17 protein-coding genes and 1 riboswitch are annotated in these 16,564 nt (G+C 48.2%); of the genes, 3 read left to right on the forward strand and 14 right to left on the reverse strand.

The features are described 5' to 3' along the window. Positions 1–7: 7 nt before the first annotated feature. From FGT79_RS15660 to spoIIR, 10 genes are all read right to left on the reverse strand, one after another. Positions 8–931 carry an ABC transporter permease gene (locus tag FGT79_RS15660; protein ID WP_138754046.1) on the reverse strand — a complete coding sequence of 308 codons (924 nt, stop codon included), beginning with the start codon at positions 929–931 and terminating at the stop codon, positions 8–10. Then, positions 931–1,863 (reverse strand): ABC transporter permease, encoded by a 933-nt coding sequence (locus FGT79_RS15665; RefSeq protein ID WP_138753763.1) that lies wholly within the window; start codon positions 1,861–1,863, stop codon positions 931–933. The genes FGT79_RS15660 and FGT79_RS15665 overlap by 1 nt, the downstream gene beginning before the upstream one ends. Positions 1,864–1,994: 131 nt before the next feature. Further along, the gene (locus FGT79_RS15670) at positions 1,995–3,680 is read right to left on the reverse strand and encodes a peptide ABC transporter substrate-binding protein (RefSeq protein ID WP_138753764.1); all 1,686 of its coding nucleotides are present in this window, start codon (positions 3,678–3,680) and stop codon (positions 1,995–1,997) included. Positions 3,681–4,423: 743 nt separating this feature from the next. Next, positions 4,424–5,671, reverse strand: coding sequence for a serine hydroxymethyltransferase (locus tag FGT79_RS15675; RefSeq protein WP_138753765.1), 1,248 nt, complete (start codon positions 5,669–5,671; stop codon positions 4,424–4,426). 177 nt (positions 5,672–5,848) lie between these two features. Then, positions 5,849–6,454, reverse strand: a complete 606-nt coding sequence (locus FGT79_RS15680; RefSeq protein ID WP_138753766.1) for a TIGR01440 family protein — start codon at positions 6,452–6,454, stop codon at positions 5,849–5,851. Positions 6,455–6,470: 16 nt separating this feature from the next. After that, positions 6,471–6,929, reverse strand: coding sequence for a ribose 5-phosphate isomerase B (gene rpiB, locus FGT79_RS15685; protein ID WP_138753767.1), 459 nt, complete (start codon positions 6,927–6,929; stop codon positions 6,471–6,473). A 98-nt stretch (positions 6,930–7,027) separates the two neighbouring features. Next, a riboswitch (ZMP/ZTP riboswitch) is annotated at positions 7,028–7,108 on the reverse strand. A 70-nt stretch (positions 7,109–7,178) separates the two neighbouring features. After that, entirely contained in the window at positions 7,179–7,757 is a 579-nt protein-coding gene (locus FGT79_RS15690; protein WP_138753768.1) for a low molecular weight protein arginine phosphatase, read from the reverse strand. Positions 7,758–7,801: 44 nt separating this feature from the next. Next, positions 7,802–8,362 (reverse strand): manganese efflux pump MntP, encoded by a 561-nt coding sequence (locus tag FGT79_RS15695; RefSeq protein ID WP_138753769.1) that lies wholly within the window; start codon positions 8,360–8,362, stop codon positions 7,802–7,804. A gap of 97 nt (positions 8,363–8,459) precedes the next feature. Further along, positions 8,460–9,521, reverse strand: coding sequence for an L-threonylcarbamoyladenylate synthase (locus FGT79_RS15700; RefSeq protein ID WP_138753770.1), 1,062 nt, complete (start codon positions 9,519–9,521; stop codon positions 8,460–8,462). 221 nt (positions 9,522–9,742) lie between these two features. Then, complete coding sequence (gene spoIIR / locus FGT79_RS15705; protein ID WP_138753771.1) at positions 9,743–10,504, reverse strand: stage II sporulation protein R; 762 nt, start codon at positions 10,502–10,504, stop codon at positions 9,743–9,745. Positions 10,505–10,811: 307 nt separating this feature from the next. On the opposite strand from spoIIR, the gene FGT79_RS15710 reads away from it, so the two are divergent. Beyond that, the gene (locus FGT79_RS15710; RefSeq protein ID WP_138753772.1) at positions 10,812–11,684 is read left to right on the forward strand and encodes an RNA polymerase sigma-70 factor; all 873 of its coding nucleotides are present in this window, start codon (positions 10,812–10,814) and stop codon (positions 11,682–11,684) included. A gap of 127 nt (positions 11,685–11,811) precedes the next feature. Further along, positions 11,812–12,249 (forward strand): carboxymuconolactone decarboxylase family protein, encoded by a 438-nt coding sequence (locus FGT79_RS15715; protein WP_138753773.1) that lies wholly within the window; start codon positions 11,812–11,814, stop codon positions 12,247–12,249. A gap of 301 nt (positions 12,250–12,550) precedes the next feature. On the opposite strand, the gene prmC is transcribed toward FGT79_RS15715, so the two are convergent. The 4 genes from prmC to ychF all read right to left on the reverse strand — a co-directional run bounded on the left by prmC (position 12,551) and on the right by ychF (position 16,138). Beyond that, a complete protein-coding gene (gene prmC, locus FGT79_RS15720) occupies positions 12,551–13,504 on the reverse strand; it encodes a peptide chain release factor N(5)-glutamine methyltransferase (protein ID WP_138753774.1) in 954 nt (317 codons plus the stop codon). Further along, the gene (locus FGT79_RS31225) at positions 13,479–13,616 is read right to left on the reverse strand and encodes a hypothetical protein (RefSeq protein WP_171056267.1); all 138 of its coding nucleotides are present in this window, start codon (positions 13,614–13,616) and stop codon (positions 13,479–13,481) included. Before FGT79_RS31225 ends, prmC begins: the two co-directional genes overlap by 26 nt. Before the next feature lie 134 nt (positions 13,617–13,750). Beyond that, on the reverse strand, positions 13,751–14,821 hold the full coding sequence (gene prfA, locus FGT79_RS15725) for a peptide chain release factor 1 (RefSeq protein WP_138753775.1): 1,071 nt from the start codon (positions 14,819–14,821) through the stop codon (positions 13,751–13,753). A gap of 216 nt (positions 14,822–15,037) precedes the next feature. After that, positions 15,038–16,138 (reverse strand): redox-regulated ATPase YchF, encoded by a 1,101-nt coding sequence (ychF, locus tag FGT79_RS15730; RefSeq protein WP_138753776.1) that lies wholly within the window; start codon positions 16,136–16,138, stop codon positions 15,038–15,040. A 174-nt stretch (positions 16,139–16,312) separates the two neighbouring features. Between ychF and FGT79_RS31230 the strand changes: the two genes are divergently transcribed. Further along, complete coding sequence (locus FGT79_RS31230; RefSeq protein WP_171056268.1) at positions 16,313–16,456, forward strand: hypothetical protein; 144 nt, start codon at positions 16,313–16,315, stop codon at positions 16,454–16,456. Positions 16,457–16,564: the final 108 nt, after the last annotated feature.

The raw sequence follows: 16,564 nt of genomic DNA on the forward strand, positions 1-16,564 counted from the left end.
TCACCTCCTACTTTTTCATTTTCGGATCAAGCGCATCTCTTAGGCCGTCACCAAAAATATTAAAGCAAAGCATTGTAATACTGATGACCGCAGCAGGGAAGATCATTCTCCACGGATACAGCGTCCACGCTTTGAGCGCATCGTTGATCATCGTACCGAGTGATGCTGCCGGAGACTGGACACCAAGACCAAGAAAACTTAAAAAAGCTTCCGCGAAGATCGCACTCGGTACAGTCAAGGTCAACGTTACGATAATTGGCCCCATTGCATTCGGAATCAGATGACGGAATAGAATCCGAGCCGTGCTTGCCCCCAGTGCTTGGGCAGCCATAACATATTCTTGATTTTTGAGCTGCATGATCTGGCCTCGAACAATCCATGCCATACTCACCCAGCCTGTGATACTGAGTGCAACGACTATGGTGAGCATGCTCGGCTTGAAAATAACGATAAGCAGAATAATAATAAGCATGCTTGGAATCGAGTAAATAATTTCACAGAAACGGTTTAAGATCTCATCTACGCGCCCGCCGAAATAACCCATGATTCCGCCAATAATAACGCCTAGAACCAAGTCTGCAAGCGCCGCATAAATACCTACCTGCAAGGAAATGCCCGCGCCCATCCAAGTACGCGTGAAGAGATCGCGGCCAAGATCATCCGTACCGAACCAATACGTCGCATTCGGTCCAAGATTTTTCTCTTTCAAGTGATTGGTGCGATAGTCCTGCTCCGATATCATCGGTCCAAAAATCGCCATCAGCGCGACGATAACCAAAATAATAAGGCTGATCATCGCGATTTTATTCGAGCATAACCGCAGCCATGCATCCTTCCAAGCGGAAATACTCTCACGAACGACAACTTCCGTATGCTTCTCGTCTTTATTCAGCTTCGTGAATTGATCTGGTGTAAAGGCGTTGTCCTTCATCACTTGCCCCCTCCTCTTGAAAGCTTAATACGAGGATCGACAAAACCGTAGGCAATGTCAGTCAGAAACCGCGCCGCCATTAGGATAATGCCATAAAATAAAGTAAGCCCCATTATGAGCGTATAGTCACGGTTAGTAATACTTTGAACGAAATATCTGCCGATTCCACCGATTCCGAATATTTGTTCAACGACGACAGATCCGGTAATAATATTCGCAGTCATTGGTCCGATATACGTAACCACGGGCAGAATAGCGTTGCGAAGCGCATGACGTACCAAGATGACGCGTCCGCTTAACCCTTTGGCGCGGGCGGTCTTAATATAATCAGCAGATAATACTTCCAGCATCGTCGAACGTGTCAGACGCGCTATGAATGCCGCAGGCAGGAACGAGAGTGCAAGCACAGGCATAATGAAGTCGGTCGGGTCATTGAGACCGGATACGCTAAGCCATTGCAGCTTGCTTCCGAACACATATTGCAAGATAGACGCAGCAAGAAAGTTTGGAATAGATACCCCAAGCACCGCAATGATAATCGTTACGCTATCAAGCCACTTCCGATGGTTAAGCGCAGCGACAATGCCAAGAATTAGGCCTACCGCCAGAGATACGAAGACGGCAAATAGTCCAATTTGAGCCGAATAAATAAAGGTTTCCTTAATGATTCGTGTTACAGACATATACTGCTGCTTCATGGACATACCCAAATCGCCATGCAGCAGATTGTTCAAGTACATCAAATATTGCTTCCAGATAGGCTGATCAAGTCCGTACACAGCAAAGAGATGCTCTCTAATCTTTTCCGGTATCGCTTTTTCCCTCATAAAGGGATCGCCGGGAATGATTTTCATAAGAAAAAAAGTAGCTGTGGCAAGAACAAACAACGATAGAAGCATTGACACAAACTTCTTGAAAACATATTTTATCATCGCAATGGACACCTCCTTACAAAATATAAACAAGAGGAACTACTAAGTACTAGCGTCTAAATCAGTCAATAAGAAAGGGATATATGCGGAATGTCCGCATATATCCCCACCTTCATTTACTGGAAGGATGACTATTTGGCTTCGTAATAACCTCTTGTGTAGTCGATGTCACCTTTGTAATCCAAGAAAATATTTTTGAAGCCTGGTTTTAGCATGTACGTGTTACTGTAGTAGTAAATCGGCATGATCGGCATTTGATCCATAAGGATTTTTTCTGCTTCAGTCATTGCCGCAATACGCTCAGCTTGGTCGCCGCTTGCGTATGCTTTTTTAATCAGAGCATCATACTCAGGCGATGAAAAACCTGTATTGTTCTGACCGCCGCCCGTAACGAACATATCCATGTAAGTCATCGGATCGTTATAGTCAGCTCCCCAGCCCGCACGAGAAATTTGATAGTTCATCGCCGTACGGTTTTTGAGCAATACGGAGAATTCCTCGTTTTTGGCACCAACTTCGATACCAAGGTTTTGACGCCACATTTCTACGATTGCTTCAGCAATTTTCTTATGACCATCACTTGTGTTGAACGTCAATGTCACTTCTGGGAATTTGGCAAGTTTAAGCTCAGCAAGACCCTCAGCAAGCAATTTCTTCGCTTCCTCAACATCTTCTGTGAAGAAATCGTCTTTCACTTCATTACGGTAATCATCCTTCATCCCGATGATGCCTGGTGGTACAAAACCGAAGGAAGGAACTTCTCCAGCCATCGTCACACTCTCAACAATAGCTTGACGATCAATCGCCATAGCAAGCGCCTTACGCACTTTTACGTTGTTGAAAGGAACTTCTTCTGTGTTGAACATGTAGTAGTATGAGCTTGCAATACCTTTGGTAACGAACTCATCCTTCTTCGATTCTTTCAGAACAGGAATCTGCTCAGAAGGAATCTCACCTGTTGGCTTGCCTGTGTAGTCAAGCTTGTTCGTCTCATAGTTAGCAAGTTCAGTTGCAGAGTCCTCGATCATTGTGAAATCAACGCCTGCAAATTTCACTTGGTCTTTGTCATAATAGCTGTCACTCTTAACAAGCTTAATGGATGTGTTGTGCTGCCATTCGCTCATTTTGAAAGGGCCGTTACCGATGATTGTAACAGCATCTGCAGCCCAAGCCTCGTTGTCCTTAACGGATTGGTGAACCGGGTTGTATACGTAGAAAGACGTCAGGCTCAAGAAATATGGAGTTGGCGCCACCAATTTCACTTCAAGTGTTTGAGCGTCAAGTGCTTTGATGCCAACAGCATCCGCATTTGTCGTTTTGCCTTCGTTATAATCTTGTGCGCCAGCGATGTAATAGAATTGGTAAGCGTAAGTTGAGCCAGTTGCAGGATCAAGCGCACGTTTCCAAGAGAATTCAAAATCATTAGCAGTGACAGGGTCACCGTTGCTCCATTTCGCGTCTTGGCGAATAGTGAATGTGTAAGTTAGACCATCTTCCGATTGTACCCATTTCTCAGCAGTAGCTGGTATGGATTCACCGTTCTCGTTTTTACGAGTCAATCCTTCATAAATACCTGTTGCTAGTGTACCTGATACGTTGTCTTCCATTAGTGCAGGGTCAAGCGATGAAGGCTCGGAGTGTATATTCATTCTGAATACCTTTGCGTCAGTTGCTTCGCCTGCAGCTCCATTGTTGCTAGATTCGTTGTTTGCAGCGCCGTTGTTTCCTGTCTCGTTCTTCGGCGTACAGCCTACTGCGATAATAGCAAGAATGAGTAAAGCAGCGATAAATGAAAAAGCAGACTTTCTAGTTCTCATTGTTACCCTCCCGTTTTTTCTCTACTGTGTTCAGTAGTGAGTAGTATCATCCACTTGGCCTGTCATATATACAAACATTTGATTTCTCTGTGTCATGCTCTCCTGCTTCAAATGCGCATATCTAATCTTAGGTAGTGTTATACACTCTTCTTATCCAAACATAGAGATTTTTATTTTTTAATAATTTTTACTATACATCCGGGTTAATTATTTATCAACAATATGTAAGCTGTAAATTTATGTATTAAATGTCTTTAAAGATAATTACTTTAGCACTTTGACGCGTTTATTCAATTAAATATTTTGTTGCTTTAATGCTGTACAGCGTTTATTCAATTAATTATTCTGTTACTTTAACGCTTGAACGTGTTTGCAAGGAATATATACCATAATTAGATCATTTTTTAAGAATTTATGTCGAACACTAATATTCATTTTATTCCCATTTTAATTCATGCTCATAGCCATGACCCAACGAAATTCACGATATAAATATCAAAATTATTTAAATATATAGTTGTATATTATCGAAAATAAATATATTTTTCAGCATGTGGTTTATTATCTGAATTTTCAGTTTTACTAAAAATCGGTTGTTATCGATTTATTGTTTGCATGAATCGACTCCTTATTGGCTTATTATTTTATATCACAAATTGATTTATGCATTCAGAAACGCAAAAAAAGACCTATTCGTGTATAAACACCGAATAGGTCTTCTGAAACAAGCGGCAGCCAAAAAATTAATAAGTGATACCTGGATAAAGTGGATATTGAGCTGTAAGATCACGAACCAATCCGCGAGCTTTGGCAAGAACCTCTTGATCTTCAGGGCTGTTAAGCACGAGTGCAATAACTTCTGCAATGACTTTCATTGCACTTTCTTCCATTCCGCGTGCCGTCGCTGCCGGCGTACCGATGCGAATGCCTGAAGTAACGAATGGACTTGTTGGGTCAAACGGAATTGCATTTTTGTTAACGGTAATGCCTACTTCGTCAAGTACATGCTCAGCAACCTTACCTGTAATGTTCAGGCTGCGTGTGTCAAGCAGCATCAAGTGGTTATCCGTACCTCCGGATACGATGTTGAAGCCTTTTGCAACAAGCTCTTCGGAAAGAACCTTTGCGTTTTTGACAACTTGTGTAGCATATTGCTTGAATTCTGGTTTAAGTGCTTCGCCGAATGCTACCGCTTTGGCTGCAATAATATGCATCAACGGACCGCCTTGTGAACCAGGGAAAACAGCTTTATCAATTGCCGCTGCCCAAGGCTGACGACAAAGAATCATACCGCCGCGTGGTCCGCGAAGTGTTTTGTGTGTAGTTGTCGTTACAAAATGTGCGTGAGGTACTGGGCTCGGGTGAAGACCCGCAGCAACCAAACCAGCAATATGTGCCATATCCACCATGAACAATGCGCCTACATCATTAGCGATTTTGCCAAGCTTCTCGAAATCGATTGTACGCGGATACGCGCTCGCACCAGCTACGATTAAGCGAGGACGGTGTTTGAAAGCCAGCTTGCGAACTTCTTCATAATCAATTGTGAAGGAATCCTCTTGTACGCCGTAAGCAACGAAATTATAAAGCAAGCCAGATGCGTTAACCGGGCTGCCGTGCGTCAAATGTCCGCCATGTGCCAAATTCATACCAAGTACAGTATCCCCAGGCTGCAAAGCAGCAAGATAAACCGCCATGTTCGCTTGTGCGCCGGAATGCGGCTGAACGTTCGCGTGCTCGGCACCAAACAGTTCTTTGGCACGGTTGCGGGCAATATCCTCAACGATATCTACATGCTCACAGCCGCCATAGAAACGTTTGCTTGGGTAACCTTCTGCATATTTGTTCGTAAGCACGCTTCCCATAGCTTCTAGTACCGCTTCGCTTACAATGTTCTCAGATGCGATAAGCTCAATGTTATCACGTTGGCGTGTAAGCTCAAGGCCTAATGCTTTCAATACTTCTGGATCTTGTTTGCGCAAATTTTCCATTTGAATTTTCCTCCTCAGATTAGAAAGCTTTTTATATCCAGCGTAAACGGCTGACGCCTTACTCAAACGGCAAAGCTAGCGTTTCGCCTAGAAATATAGAGAATGTATAGCCTATGGATATACTTTCCTATATTTGATAATTAGTTATACATAAGGTTAACGCTTGGCGCATGTCTGCTACTCACATGCACCAGCAGATTGTTCAGCTGTTAATTCAGCCTGCGGCTCATAAACAGCGCGTGCGCCTCCGATTAGCTTCGGCCGCGTAATCGCCATCGTTACATGGGCTTCCCCAATGCTCCGAATAGATGGGCGTACTGGAACGGCTACCCGCTTCAGATGCATACCGATAAACGTATCGCCAATGTCAATACCCGCATGAGCCTGAATCGTCTCTACAAGGCATGGATCATTCAACTGCCCATAAGCATAGGCTGCCATTGATCCACCGGCTTTCGGTACAGGTACCGCACCGACAATTTCCAGGCCATAACGTTCAGCAGCAGCACGGTCAATAACAAGCGCACGATTAAGATGCTCACAGCATTGATATACAGGAATGAAGCCAAGCTCTGCACTCACTGCTGCAACACCTGCAAAAATTTGTGCAGCCGTCTCCACCGTTCCTGCCGTACCGATCCGCTTACCCAACACTTCACTTGTACTTACACCAATTACGACTAGCTGACTCATACCTAAATTCCCTGCACTAGCCAGCTCGCGTAAGATCGTCTCTACCTGCTGCGCTATGGCATCAAGCTGTACATGGTTATTCGTGCTCATGGCGATGCCCCCTAGCTTAGGACTGGCTGCTGAATTGCTTTTCGATATCCATCACTTTGTTTACTCTGCCTACATGACGCTCACCGTCGGAGAACGGCGTATCCAGCCAAATCCGAATAATCTCTAGCGCCGTACCTGGACCAATAACCCGTTCTCCAAGCGCCAACACATTCGTATCATTATGTTCTCTTGTCGCTTTCGCGGAGAACATGTCACTCACCAGCGCACAGCGGATTCCATTTACTTTGTTCGCTGCGATGGACATGCCAATTCCTGTCCCACAAATCAAGATACCGCGTTCTGCTTTACCGCTCGTCACTAGGTCGCATACGGGCAATGCATAGTCCGGGTAATCCACCGATTGGTCACAGCTGCAACCGACATCTTCAATTTCATGGCCCAGTGATTGAAGAAAGGGAACGACCTCGTCCTTCAATCGATAGCCGGCGTGATCGGCACCAATAGCAATTTTCAACGTAAAAGACCTCCTTCGGAATAAAACATTACAGTGCTAGTATACCTATTTTTGCAGAAAAAGACGAAAAAAGAGCAAGACATGCTAATTAGCATGCTGCTCTTTGCCCAGGCGACCGGCCGTATATTCCGATGCTCCACCGTGGTTACCCACTTCCGTCGCCAGTTACATCGAAAACCGTATATTGTCTCTTCATAATAGCCGAAGCCGTTCAAAAAATCAATCTAAAATCCGTCACTATTCGCGTAATTATCGTTTCGATAGCTTGTCCAGAAGCTTGACGAGCGCATCCTCGATCTCATTGGCACTGCTATTATAAATCGATAGCGAGCCGCCAAAAGGATCCACGATGTCGAAACTTGGTATTTTACGTTCAAGCGCAAGCAGCCGGCTTCGCTCCTGTGACGTAAGCTGCTGACCCAAAGCTTGCTTCATATGCATCTCCGAGTACAGACGCTCCAGCTCCTCGATGTCAGCAAGCACGCGGGAATCGTGATTCGCATATTCCTTCAGCGTGTAAGTCTTGTCAATCGCCTCTGGGTACCATTGCAGCAAGCCCCGCTTATGGTTAGCCGTCATGGTCAGAATGAGATCTGCCCAACCGACGGCCTCGCCAGTCAGCGCAAGCGAAGTGCTCTTATGATCGATATCCCGCTGCTTCAGCGTCTCCACCGCATGTGCCGATACAGGCAGACCATCAATCGTCGATATGCCCGCTGAACGGACGGCAACCGTAATGCCTCTCAGAGCAGCCATTCGGCGCAGCATTGCCTCCGCCATCGGTGAGCGGCACGTATTGCCGGTACAAACAAACAATATACGTTTCACACTGCCAACTCCTTTTTTTCACTCTATTTCAAGCTGCCTTGCGATCAGAAAATAAATAGGATGCCGAATATAAACAAAATGCCCCCGCCTATTGCCTCGCCATACTCGCCAAGATTGCCGCTAACCTTGCGCCCAAGCATCAAGCCTAACACAGCCATCAGGCCCCCTAGCAAGCCAATCAGCAGAACGGTCGTCCACATATTGGCCGCGAACATGCCGAGCGTGATACCGACAGAGAACGAGTCGATGCTAACGCTTAACGAGAGCACAAGCAGTCCCCATAACGATTTGTGATCGAAGGATTGCACCGCCTCGCCCCTAAGCGAACTGTATATCATATGCCCGCCGAGCAACACCAGCAAGACGCCTGCCGCAGTCGTCGCAACAGAGCCAAGCAGAACACCAACATACTGCCCCGTATAAATGCCTGCAAGCGGCATGATGACATGGAACAATGCAATTACGGTGCCAAGCTTCAAAATATCCCGCAGCCGTATCCCTTTCAGTCCGATCCCAAGCCCCAGCGAAAAAGCATCTAGACCAAGCGCTAACGCAATAATGAGCAGTGTCAAAAACTGACCAGCTTGCAACTGTGCCTCAACCAAAGCCTATCTCCCCCATGTCCGCCTGTTTTCTATACCAAACATATGCGGGCATGGGGACAAACATACTATTCTTAGCATAACCTCTTCAAATTCAGGCCTATACGCGAACTACACGATTTCCTGCTGCCTTAGCCAAACGGTTCATAAGAGCAGCACCAATGCCTTGCTCACTGCTGCTCTCTGACCAAATGCGCTGCGCGCCGCTTTCATCGAAAGTACGGAGCGCTGCATAAAGACGGTGGGCAGCATCGTTCAGCTCGACTTCACTGCCTAATGAAAGAACACGATCGGCGTTATACTGTGCCAGCCGTTCTTCAAAAGCTAGAACACCTGTCCTCTCGCCATTCCTCGCCGCTCTATCGACTTGTTCTTGAATATAAGCCGCCACATTAGCCGGCTCTCCTTGTACGAGCACAAGCTCACCCTGCGGTGCATAATGCGTATATTTCATGCCGGGTGAACGCGGGGCTGAATCAAGCTCCTGGTCCGAGGCACTGTCAATGCTAGCATCCGGTGCCGCTGCTTGCAGCGCTTCTCGGGTAATTCCCCCTGGGCGGAGGATTCGGATAAGCTGCTCGCCAACCAGCTCAATAACTGTTGACTCCAAGCCGACACCTGTCGCCCCGTCATCAACAAGGCCGTCGATACGTCCAGCCAAGTCCTCCATTACATGCGAAGCAAGCGTCGGGCTCGGCCTTCCAGATCGATTCGCGCTAGGCGCGGCAACCGGACAACCTGCTTGCTCAAGCAGCGCAAGAGCCGCTCTATGATTCGGCATGCGAACGCCAATCGTAGACAGCCCCGCCGTAACGAGCGGCGACAGTACATTCGTCCGTACGGGCAGCACGATCGTCAGCGGTCCTGGCCAGAAGCTGTCCATCAGCACGGAAGCAAGCTCTGGGTACGGAAGCACAAGAGCATCCAGCTGTATGCGGTCCGCGATATGTACGATTAAGGGATTGTCAGATGGCCGTCCCTTCGCGCTGAATATGCGTTCCACGGCAGCCGAGTTCCTTGCATCTGCACCGAGACCATAGACCGTTTCTGTTGGAAAAGCGATTAAACCGCCATGCTTTAGACAGGAAGCAGCAGCTGAAAGCTCCGCTCCAAGCTGTTCATCCGGGAGCCGTTCTACGCTCCAAACATTCGTTGTTATCATTTCATTCTTCAATCCTTGCTCTTCAATGAAATAGTTCAATCTACCGTTATTATAGCACATGCATCTCGCAACAAGCGTAAACGGCTTAAGCCGTCCTCACGCGGCTAAGCTAACGTTTCGCGAAGAAATATAGAGAAAGCTTGCGAAATCATATACTTCCCTATATTTCAAGCACAAACGGCAGCTTCGTCCTTAACTAGCAAGACGCTGCTGCCGTTCCTTTAGGCGAACAATGATTTAATCCATGAAATCAGCGACTGAATGATTTCCCACAAGAAAAACTTTGCTTCAGGCGCCTCTCCAGCGGAAGGAGTTTCTTCTGCTAAAGGGAGTGAAGCTGCCTTCACCGCGTTACCCGCCTTTGGAGCATCGTTAGCATCCAAATGGTCTTCAGCTGCTGCAGCTGAGGCTTCTCCGGTAGCCGCGTCGATGAAGCAAAGCGGCGGGAATAACACGCACCACCAGTTTTGACCGCCGCCCTCGCCTAGTGTTATACGCAGCGCTTCGTAATCACCTGCTGGGTAAATGTCATTGCCGTACATTTTGGTCGGGAACGGAACGATACCAAGCTCTGCAGAAACGCCATATGTGAAGCCGCGGCTTTCCAATACCTTTGCCGTGATGCGTTCAATCTCTGGCATATTGGCAAGAATGGTCTGGCGAGCCTCCTCAATCGTCTGAGGACCTGTTGCCCAGCTGTTCATTGCCTGTACGATTTCATCCCGAACCAGCCGTTTCACAATTTGGTCGGCGGGACTATCGGAATTAGCTAATATACGAAGACGGATAGCTTCCTGCGGAATTTGGCCGCCTGCGACTGCTGCGTCCATTTGCTGAGCTTCCCAGCTCATAATTAATAGAATAATAGCAAATACGATAAAACCATAGGATTTCCGATATGAATATTTAGAGGCTCCCACCGATTTGGAAGCTGCTGATTTCTCAACATTGGAATAAGTATGATTAGAAAAATGGCTGGACATACACACAAGCTCCTCTCGTCGCACCCGTCAGTGCGTCTGCTTGCGTTCCGGAACGTATCTATCCGTCAGTATGTCCCCCACTTGGAATATATAAACCTAGCATTCTGTATTTTGTTTATTTAGTAGACTAAGCCTGTACGATATAAGTGCAACTAAAACACTAAGATGGCTAGAGTGCGAATGGTACTTGCGAAGCTTAGCGTATGAATTATCATTCGCACTGCACAGCTGAACAGTCCACATAGTTGTAAAATTTAAATCTTACGCTATTCTATAAAGGTTGAAAGATGAAAGTGAGGATACCGACATGGATTTCATGAAGGCCTATGAAGAATACCGAACGCTGCTCCATTCCCTTGCTTACCGCATGCTCGGCTCATTCAGCGAAGCGGAGGATCTGGTGCAGGATGTTTTTGCCGATTACAGTCAGCTAAACACCCAAGATATAACCAATGAAAAAGCTTATCTCGTACGGATGGTCACGAACCGCGCCATTAATCTCAATCAATCCGCCCGCAAAAGACGCGAGGTTTACGTTGGAGAGTGGCTGCCCGAGCCGGATATCGACCATGATCTGCTCGATCCCGCAAAGCTGTTCGACCAGCATGAGTCCATCTCCTATGCCCTCCTGGTTATGCTTGAGCAGCTAACCGCAGTAGAGCGGGCCGCATTTATACTAAGAGAATCGCTCGCCTATGAATACGACGAAATCGCTGCTTGCCTGCAGAAGACAGAAGCCAATTGCCGAAAGATCGTCAGCCGGGCCAAAGAAAAGCTGCAGAAAGACCGCGAGCAGCTTCCCGCCAATACAGCCGAGGCCCAGCCGCTGGTTACTGCGTTCATCGAAGCCGCTGCCTCCGGCGACTTCAACAAGCTGGTTGCGCTTCTCACCGAGGAAGCTGCACTTATCTCCGATGGCGGCGGCAAAGTACGGGCTGCGATTTTTACAATCATCAGCAGAGAGCGCGTCATTGCTTTTTTGAAAGGCGTCATCCCCAAAGCCTTCTTAGGCGACGGACACCAATTCACAGTCGTCAATGGGCAAGCTGGCGTCATTATCAAGCTGGACGGCATGCCCCGCAGTGTGATCAGCTTTCAGCTTGATACTGCTGGCAAGCATATCGAACGAATATTTGTGCAGCTTAATCCCGATAAGTTGAAACATGTGCGAATAGCGTAATTTCGTTCTTTCGAAATAAATAGTTGTCCTCTTGTCACAAACGAGCATACTGTTTTGTCTTAGATACTGAAGACACGCAGGATGGCTGAATAGCCAATAAATCGGAGTATAGAGGAGAATGATTACCATGACAGAAAGAATCGTTATCGCCACAGAGCTTCCCGCTGCATACCAAGCTATGTTCGGACTTGAGAAATATTTGGGAACAACAAGCATCAGCAAATCGCTGAAAGAGTTAATCAAAATTCGCGCTTCACAAATAAACGGCTGCGCTTTTTGTATCAACATGCATACGAAAGACGCAAGAGAGCTAGGCGAGACGGAGCAGCGTATTTACGCGCTGAGCGCTTGGCGCGATACACGCTATTTCACAGAGGCAGAACGGGCGGTGCTTGCCTTGACTGAAGCCGTCACCCTCATCACGAAAGAACATGTTCCGGATGCCATTTACGAAGATGTCGCCCGCTATTTCGACAGCAAGCAGGTAGGTGAAATCATTATGGCCATCGTAACGATTAATGCTTGGAACCGCATTGCAATCAGCACGAATATGATGCCGGAATAAACGAGCAGCTCAGCTGGTTATCGGCTTGCGGGAGAAGCCTGCATGCCACAAGATGAACCATCTGTCGCCGTCCTTTGGCGGCGCAGCGCGTTTCAGTCCAAGAAATATAGAGAGAGGACAATCCAATCATTTCCTTTCCTATATGCAAGCAAAAACGCCTTCGGCGTCCTTTAGACGCTGAAGTAGCTTTGACGGTGAAATATAAGCCCTTTATAAGCGAACAAACTTATAAATGCTTATATTCTAAAAAAAGGATGTCCTGACAGCCTAATGGCTGCATGGACATCCTTTTGCTATAGAGCTAGCGCGGCTGTGACTGCGTCGCAATCACATGGCGTTCAATACCCGCATAATCGCTAATAATGCGAATATCGTCCCACTCCGCGAGTGCACGCAGCATATCCGCTACAATGCGAGGCTGACCCATGCCGAGCTCGAAGGCGACGATACGCGGCAGCTGTACAAGCTGCGGGAGCTGCTCGATCATGCGGCGGTACGGCGTCAGTCCGTCCGCTCCACCCTCCAGCGCGAGATGCGGCTCATAGTCGCGCACCTCGCGCTGCAGCCCTTCCATGTCCGCCGACGGTATGTACGGCGGATTAGAGACGAGCACGTCGATGCGAAGCTCGGCGTACTGGGGTTCGCTCTGCTCATGCCCAGGTATGAAGGGCATGAGCAGGTCGCCCTGCACGAGCGTCAGCCGATCCGCAGCTTCATGGCGGACGGCGTTCGTGCGGGCGACTGCTAGCGCATCCGGCGATAGATCGGACGCGCACACGCGCCACGCGTGACGCTGCGAAGCAAGCGTCACGGCGATGGCGCCGCTGCCGGTGCCGACGTCGAGGACCGTCGGCATGAGCACTGCCTCGCCGCCCGGATCAACGGGCCAGAGCCGTTCGGCGGCGTCCAGCACCGCCTCCACGAGCAGTTCTGTCTCCGGCCGCGGAATAAGTACGGCCGGCGTGACCGTAAACGGCCGGCCATAGAACCACTGCTCGCCGATCATATATTGAACGGGCTCGCCTGCTGCCTTCCGGCGGATCAGCGTTTCCCATTCCACCAGCCGCTCCTGCGGAAACGGCTCACTCCCATCACGCAGCAGCGCTGCGCGGTCAGTGCCAAGCAGATGCATAAGCAGCAGCTCTGCATTATTGCGCGGCTCTTCAACCTGCTCTGCCTGCAGAATCATGCTTGCTTGCACCATGGCCTGCCTTATCGTCAGCGCTCCATTAAACCACGGCTCCTCCGATTGCATCCCCATCTCTCGCACCAATTCCCTTCACAATCATATCCCTTGCTGCACACCAGCCAGCACCTACAGGCACCAAATGAATCGTCTTGAACCAAGGTGAAACGGCTATGGCCATCCTATGGCGACGCGCGTTTCAATCGGAGAAATATAGAAAGTACGAGCAAACTCATATGCTTTCCTATATTTCAAACAAAACGCCGAACCTCCGGTTGCTTAGCGTAAGCAACCATCAGTCCAGCGCCATAAGGTTTAAGCCATTTCACGTTCCATAATATCGGCTTGCTCCGCAATCGTAAGCGAGGAAATAACCTCTGTCAAATCACCGTTCATAACCGAATCAAGCTTATGCAGCGTCAATCCAATACGGTGGTCCGTCACGCGGCTTTGCGGGAAATTGTACGTACGAATACGCTCACTGCGATCGCCCGTTCCAACCTTGCTTTTGCGTTCGCCTGCATATTTCGCTTCTTCTTCTTGACGACGAACGTCGGAGATACGTGCACGAAGAACGGCAAGCGCCTTCGCCTTGTTCTCATTCTGCGACTTGCCGTCCTGACAGGTCGCCATAATGCCCGTTGGAACATGCAATACGCGTACCGCGGATTTCGTCGTATTAACTGATTGACCGCCTGCCCCACTAGAACAGAACGTATCGACGCGAATATCCTTGTCAAAAATTTCGATCTCTACATCTTCAACTTCCGGCATAACAGCTACCGTTGAAGTAGAGGTATGAATACGGCCGCCTGATTCCGTGACTGGAATACGCTGTACGCGATGAGCGCCGCTCTCAAACTTCATTTTGCTGTATGCGCCTTTGCCTGTAATCATGAAGATAACCTCTTTGAACCCGCCAACGTCATTCTCACTGAAATCCATCAGCTCTACGCGCCAGCCTTGTGCGTCCGCAAATTTTGTGTACATCCGGTACAGCTCATAAGCGAACAAAGCAGCTTCGTCTCCACCCGCAGCGCCGCGAATTTCGACAATTACGTTCTTGTCGTCATTCGGGTCCTTAGGCAGCAAAACAATGCGGATTTTCTCATCTAGCTCAGCTTGACGCGTGCTTAGCTCGTCGATTTCCATCTTCACCATTTCGCGCATTTCGTCATCGAGCTTCTCTGCCTGCATCAGCTTGGCATCATCGAGCTGCTCGGTCACTAGTTTATATTCCGTAAAGGCATCATACGCCTCTTGTAAATCCGACTGCTCCTTGGAAAGCTCTCTGAGGCGCTTGGGATCACTGGATATATCTGGATCACACAATAGCTCACTAAGCTTCTCATACCGGTCTGCGAGTGCTTGTAAACGGTCAAACACGATCATTCACCTCTGTTTATTCCATTAGGATAATGTTTATTATACCATACCGCGCGAATTGTATCGACTGCTGGTTTTGATTGACAGCTTGCTTCTGCGCCCGAATTTTCAAACCTCTATACCTACATATGCCTGCCGAGCAGCCATGGTTACCTTAGCCGCAACAAAGCCCCGCAAGCGTTCAGCGCTTGCAGGGCTATCGAATGGCCGATCCAGTTATACGTTGAAACGGAAGTGAATAACATCGCCGTCGCGCACGACATATTCCTTGCCCTCAAGGCGAACTTGACCCTTCTCGCGAGCCGCTCCCATCGAGCCTGCAGCAGCCAAATCCGTGAAGGAAACAACCTCGGCGCGAATAAAGCCGCGTTCAAAGTCTGTATGAATGACGCCCGCAGCTTGAGGAGCCTTAGTCCCGCTGCGAATTGTCCATGCGCGAACCTCTTGCACGCCCGCCGTGAAATACGTATACAAGCCAAGCAGCTTGTACGCGGAGCTGATCAGACGGTTAAGACCTGACTCCGACATACCGAGCTCCTCAAGGAACATATCTTTATCCTCGCCCTCAAGCTCAGCGATTTCTGCTTCAACCTTCGCGCTGATTGGAACAACGTCCGCGCCTTCAGCAGCAGCGAATTCACGCACCTTCTGCACGTATTCATTGCCATCCGAATTGGAAACCTCTTCTTCGCTCACGTTAGCGGCATACAATACCGTCTTCATCGTCAGCAAATGGAGATCACGAATAAGCAGTTTCTCATCATCGCTTAACTCAACGCTGCGCGCAGGCATATCGTTGTACAGAGCTTCCTTGACACGTTCAAGCACTTCAATCTCTTGGGCAACCTTCTTGTCTCCGCCCTTGAGGTTTTTGCGTGAGCGATCAATCTTCTTATCAACGGAATCGATATCTGCCAGTATAAGCTCTAAATTAATCGTCTGAATATCACTAATCGGATCTACTTTGCCCGATACATGCGTAATGTTATCGTCTTGGAAGCAACGAACAACGTGAACAATTGCATCCACTTCTCGGATATGCGCTAGAAACTTGTTGCCAAGTCCTTCGCCTTTGCTCGCGCCTGCTACCAACCCTGCAATATCAACAAACTCGAATGCAGTAGGTACGATGCTTTTTGGTACGACAAGCTCAACCAGCTTATCTAGACGCTCGTCCGGTACTTCAACGACGCCGACGTTCGGATCTATTGTACAAAACGGATAGTTGGCAGATTCTGCACCAGCTTGTGTAATTGCGTTAAATAATGTCGATTTTCCCACATTTGGAAGACCTACGATTCCAGCTTTCAATGCCATGCGATAAGACACCCCTATTTTCCCGAAAGTAAACAACTCCAGCTATTATACCCTAGTGCCCCCTACATTGAAAGTCTAAACCGCTGGAATGATTCGTGCTTCGGCGGCAATACTACGTAAGCGGCAGGCACGCAAGTCACATCTAAGCGACTGAATGACGTGGGAGGTGATTACATGGAAAACAAGAAGCATAAAGGGAATTATACCGGTACAACGAATATGAAAGCGAAGAATCAAGACATGGCCTTCGTCAATGATACAATAGAGGATACCAAATCCACCTCCAATTTCACGGCGGACAAAAAGAAAACCGATTAGCCCCTTCTCAAGCATGAAGAAGAAACGCCCGACGGCGTCCTTGCTATAGACGCCATCGTTGCAGCGAAACGTATAGGCCCGAAACCAGCGACACTGCGATCGCCTGGT

This window comes from Paenibacillus sinopodophylli (assembly GCF_005930355.1).
Taxonomy (GTDB): Bacteria; Bacillota; Bacilli; order Paenibacillales; family Paenibacillaceae; genus Pristimantibacillus; species Pristimantibacillus sinopodophylli.

Coding starts and splice junctions, on each gene's coding strand:
- FGT79_RS15660 (WP_138754046.1), bottom strand. CDS start 931: ATGAAGGACAACGCCTTTACACCAGATCAATTCACGAAGCTGAATAAA.
- FGT79_RS15665 (WP_138753763.1), bottom strand. CDS start 1,863: ATGATAAAATATGTTTTCAAGAAGTTTGTGTCAATGCTTCTATCGTTG.
- FGT79_RS15670 (WP_138753764.1), bottom strand. CDS start 3,680: ATGAGAACTAGAAAGTCTGCTTTTTCATTTATCGCTGCTTTACTCATT.
- FGT79_RS15675 (WP_138753765.1), bottom strand. CDS start 5,671: ATGGAAAATTTGCGCAAACAAGATCCAGAAGTATTGAAAGCATTAGGC.
- FGT79_RS15680 (WP_138753766.1), bottom strand. CDS start 6,454: ATGAGCACGAATAACCATGTACAGCTTGATGCCATAGCGCAGCAGGTA.
- FGT79_RS15700 (WP_138753770.1), bottom strand. CDS start 9,521: ATGATAACAACGAATGTTTGGAGCGTAGAACGGCTCCCGGATGAACAG.
- spoIIR (WP_138753771.1), bottom strand. CDS start 10,504: ATGTCCAGCCATTTTTCTAATCATACTTATTCCAATGTTGAGAAATCA.
- FGT79_RS15710 (WP_138753772.1), top strand. CDS start 10,812: ATGGATTTCATGAAGGCCTATGAAGAATACCGAACGCTGCTCCATTCC.
- FGT79_RS15715 (WP_138753773.1), top strand. CDS start 11,812: ATGACAGAAAGAATCGTTATCGCCACAGAGCTTCCCGCTGCATACCAA.
- prmC (WP_138753774.1), bottom strand. CDS start 13,504: ATGCAATCGGAGGAGCCGTGGTTTAATGGAGCGCTGACGATAAGGCAG.
- FGT79_RS31225 (WP_171056267.1), bottom strand. CDS start 13,616: ATGGCCATAGCCGTTTCACCTTGGTTCAAGACGATTCATTTGGTGCCT.
- ychF (WP_138753776.1), bottom strand. CDS start 16,138: ATGGCATTGAAAGCTGGAATCGTAGGTCTTCCAAATGTGGGAAAATCG.
- FGT79_RS31230 (WP_171056268.1), top strand. CDS start 16,313: ATGGAAAACAAGAAGCATAAAGGGAATTATACCGGTACAACGAATATG.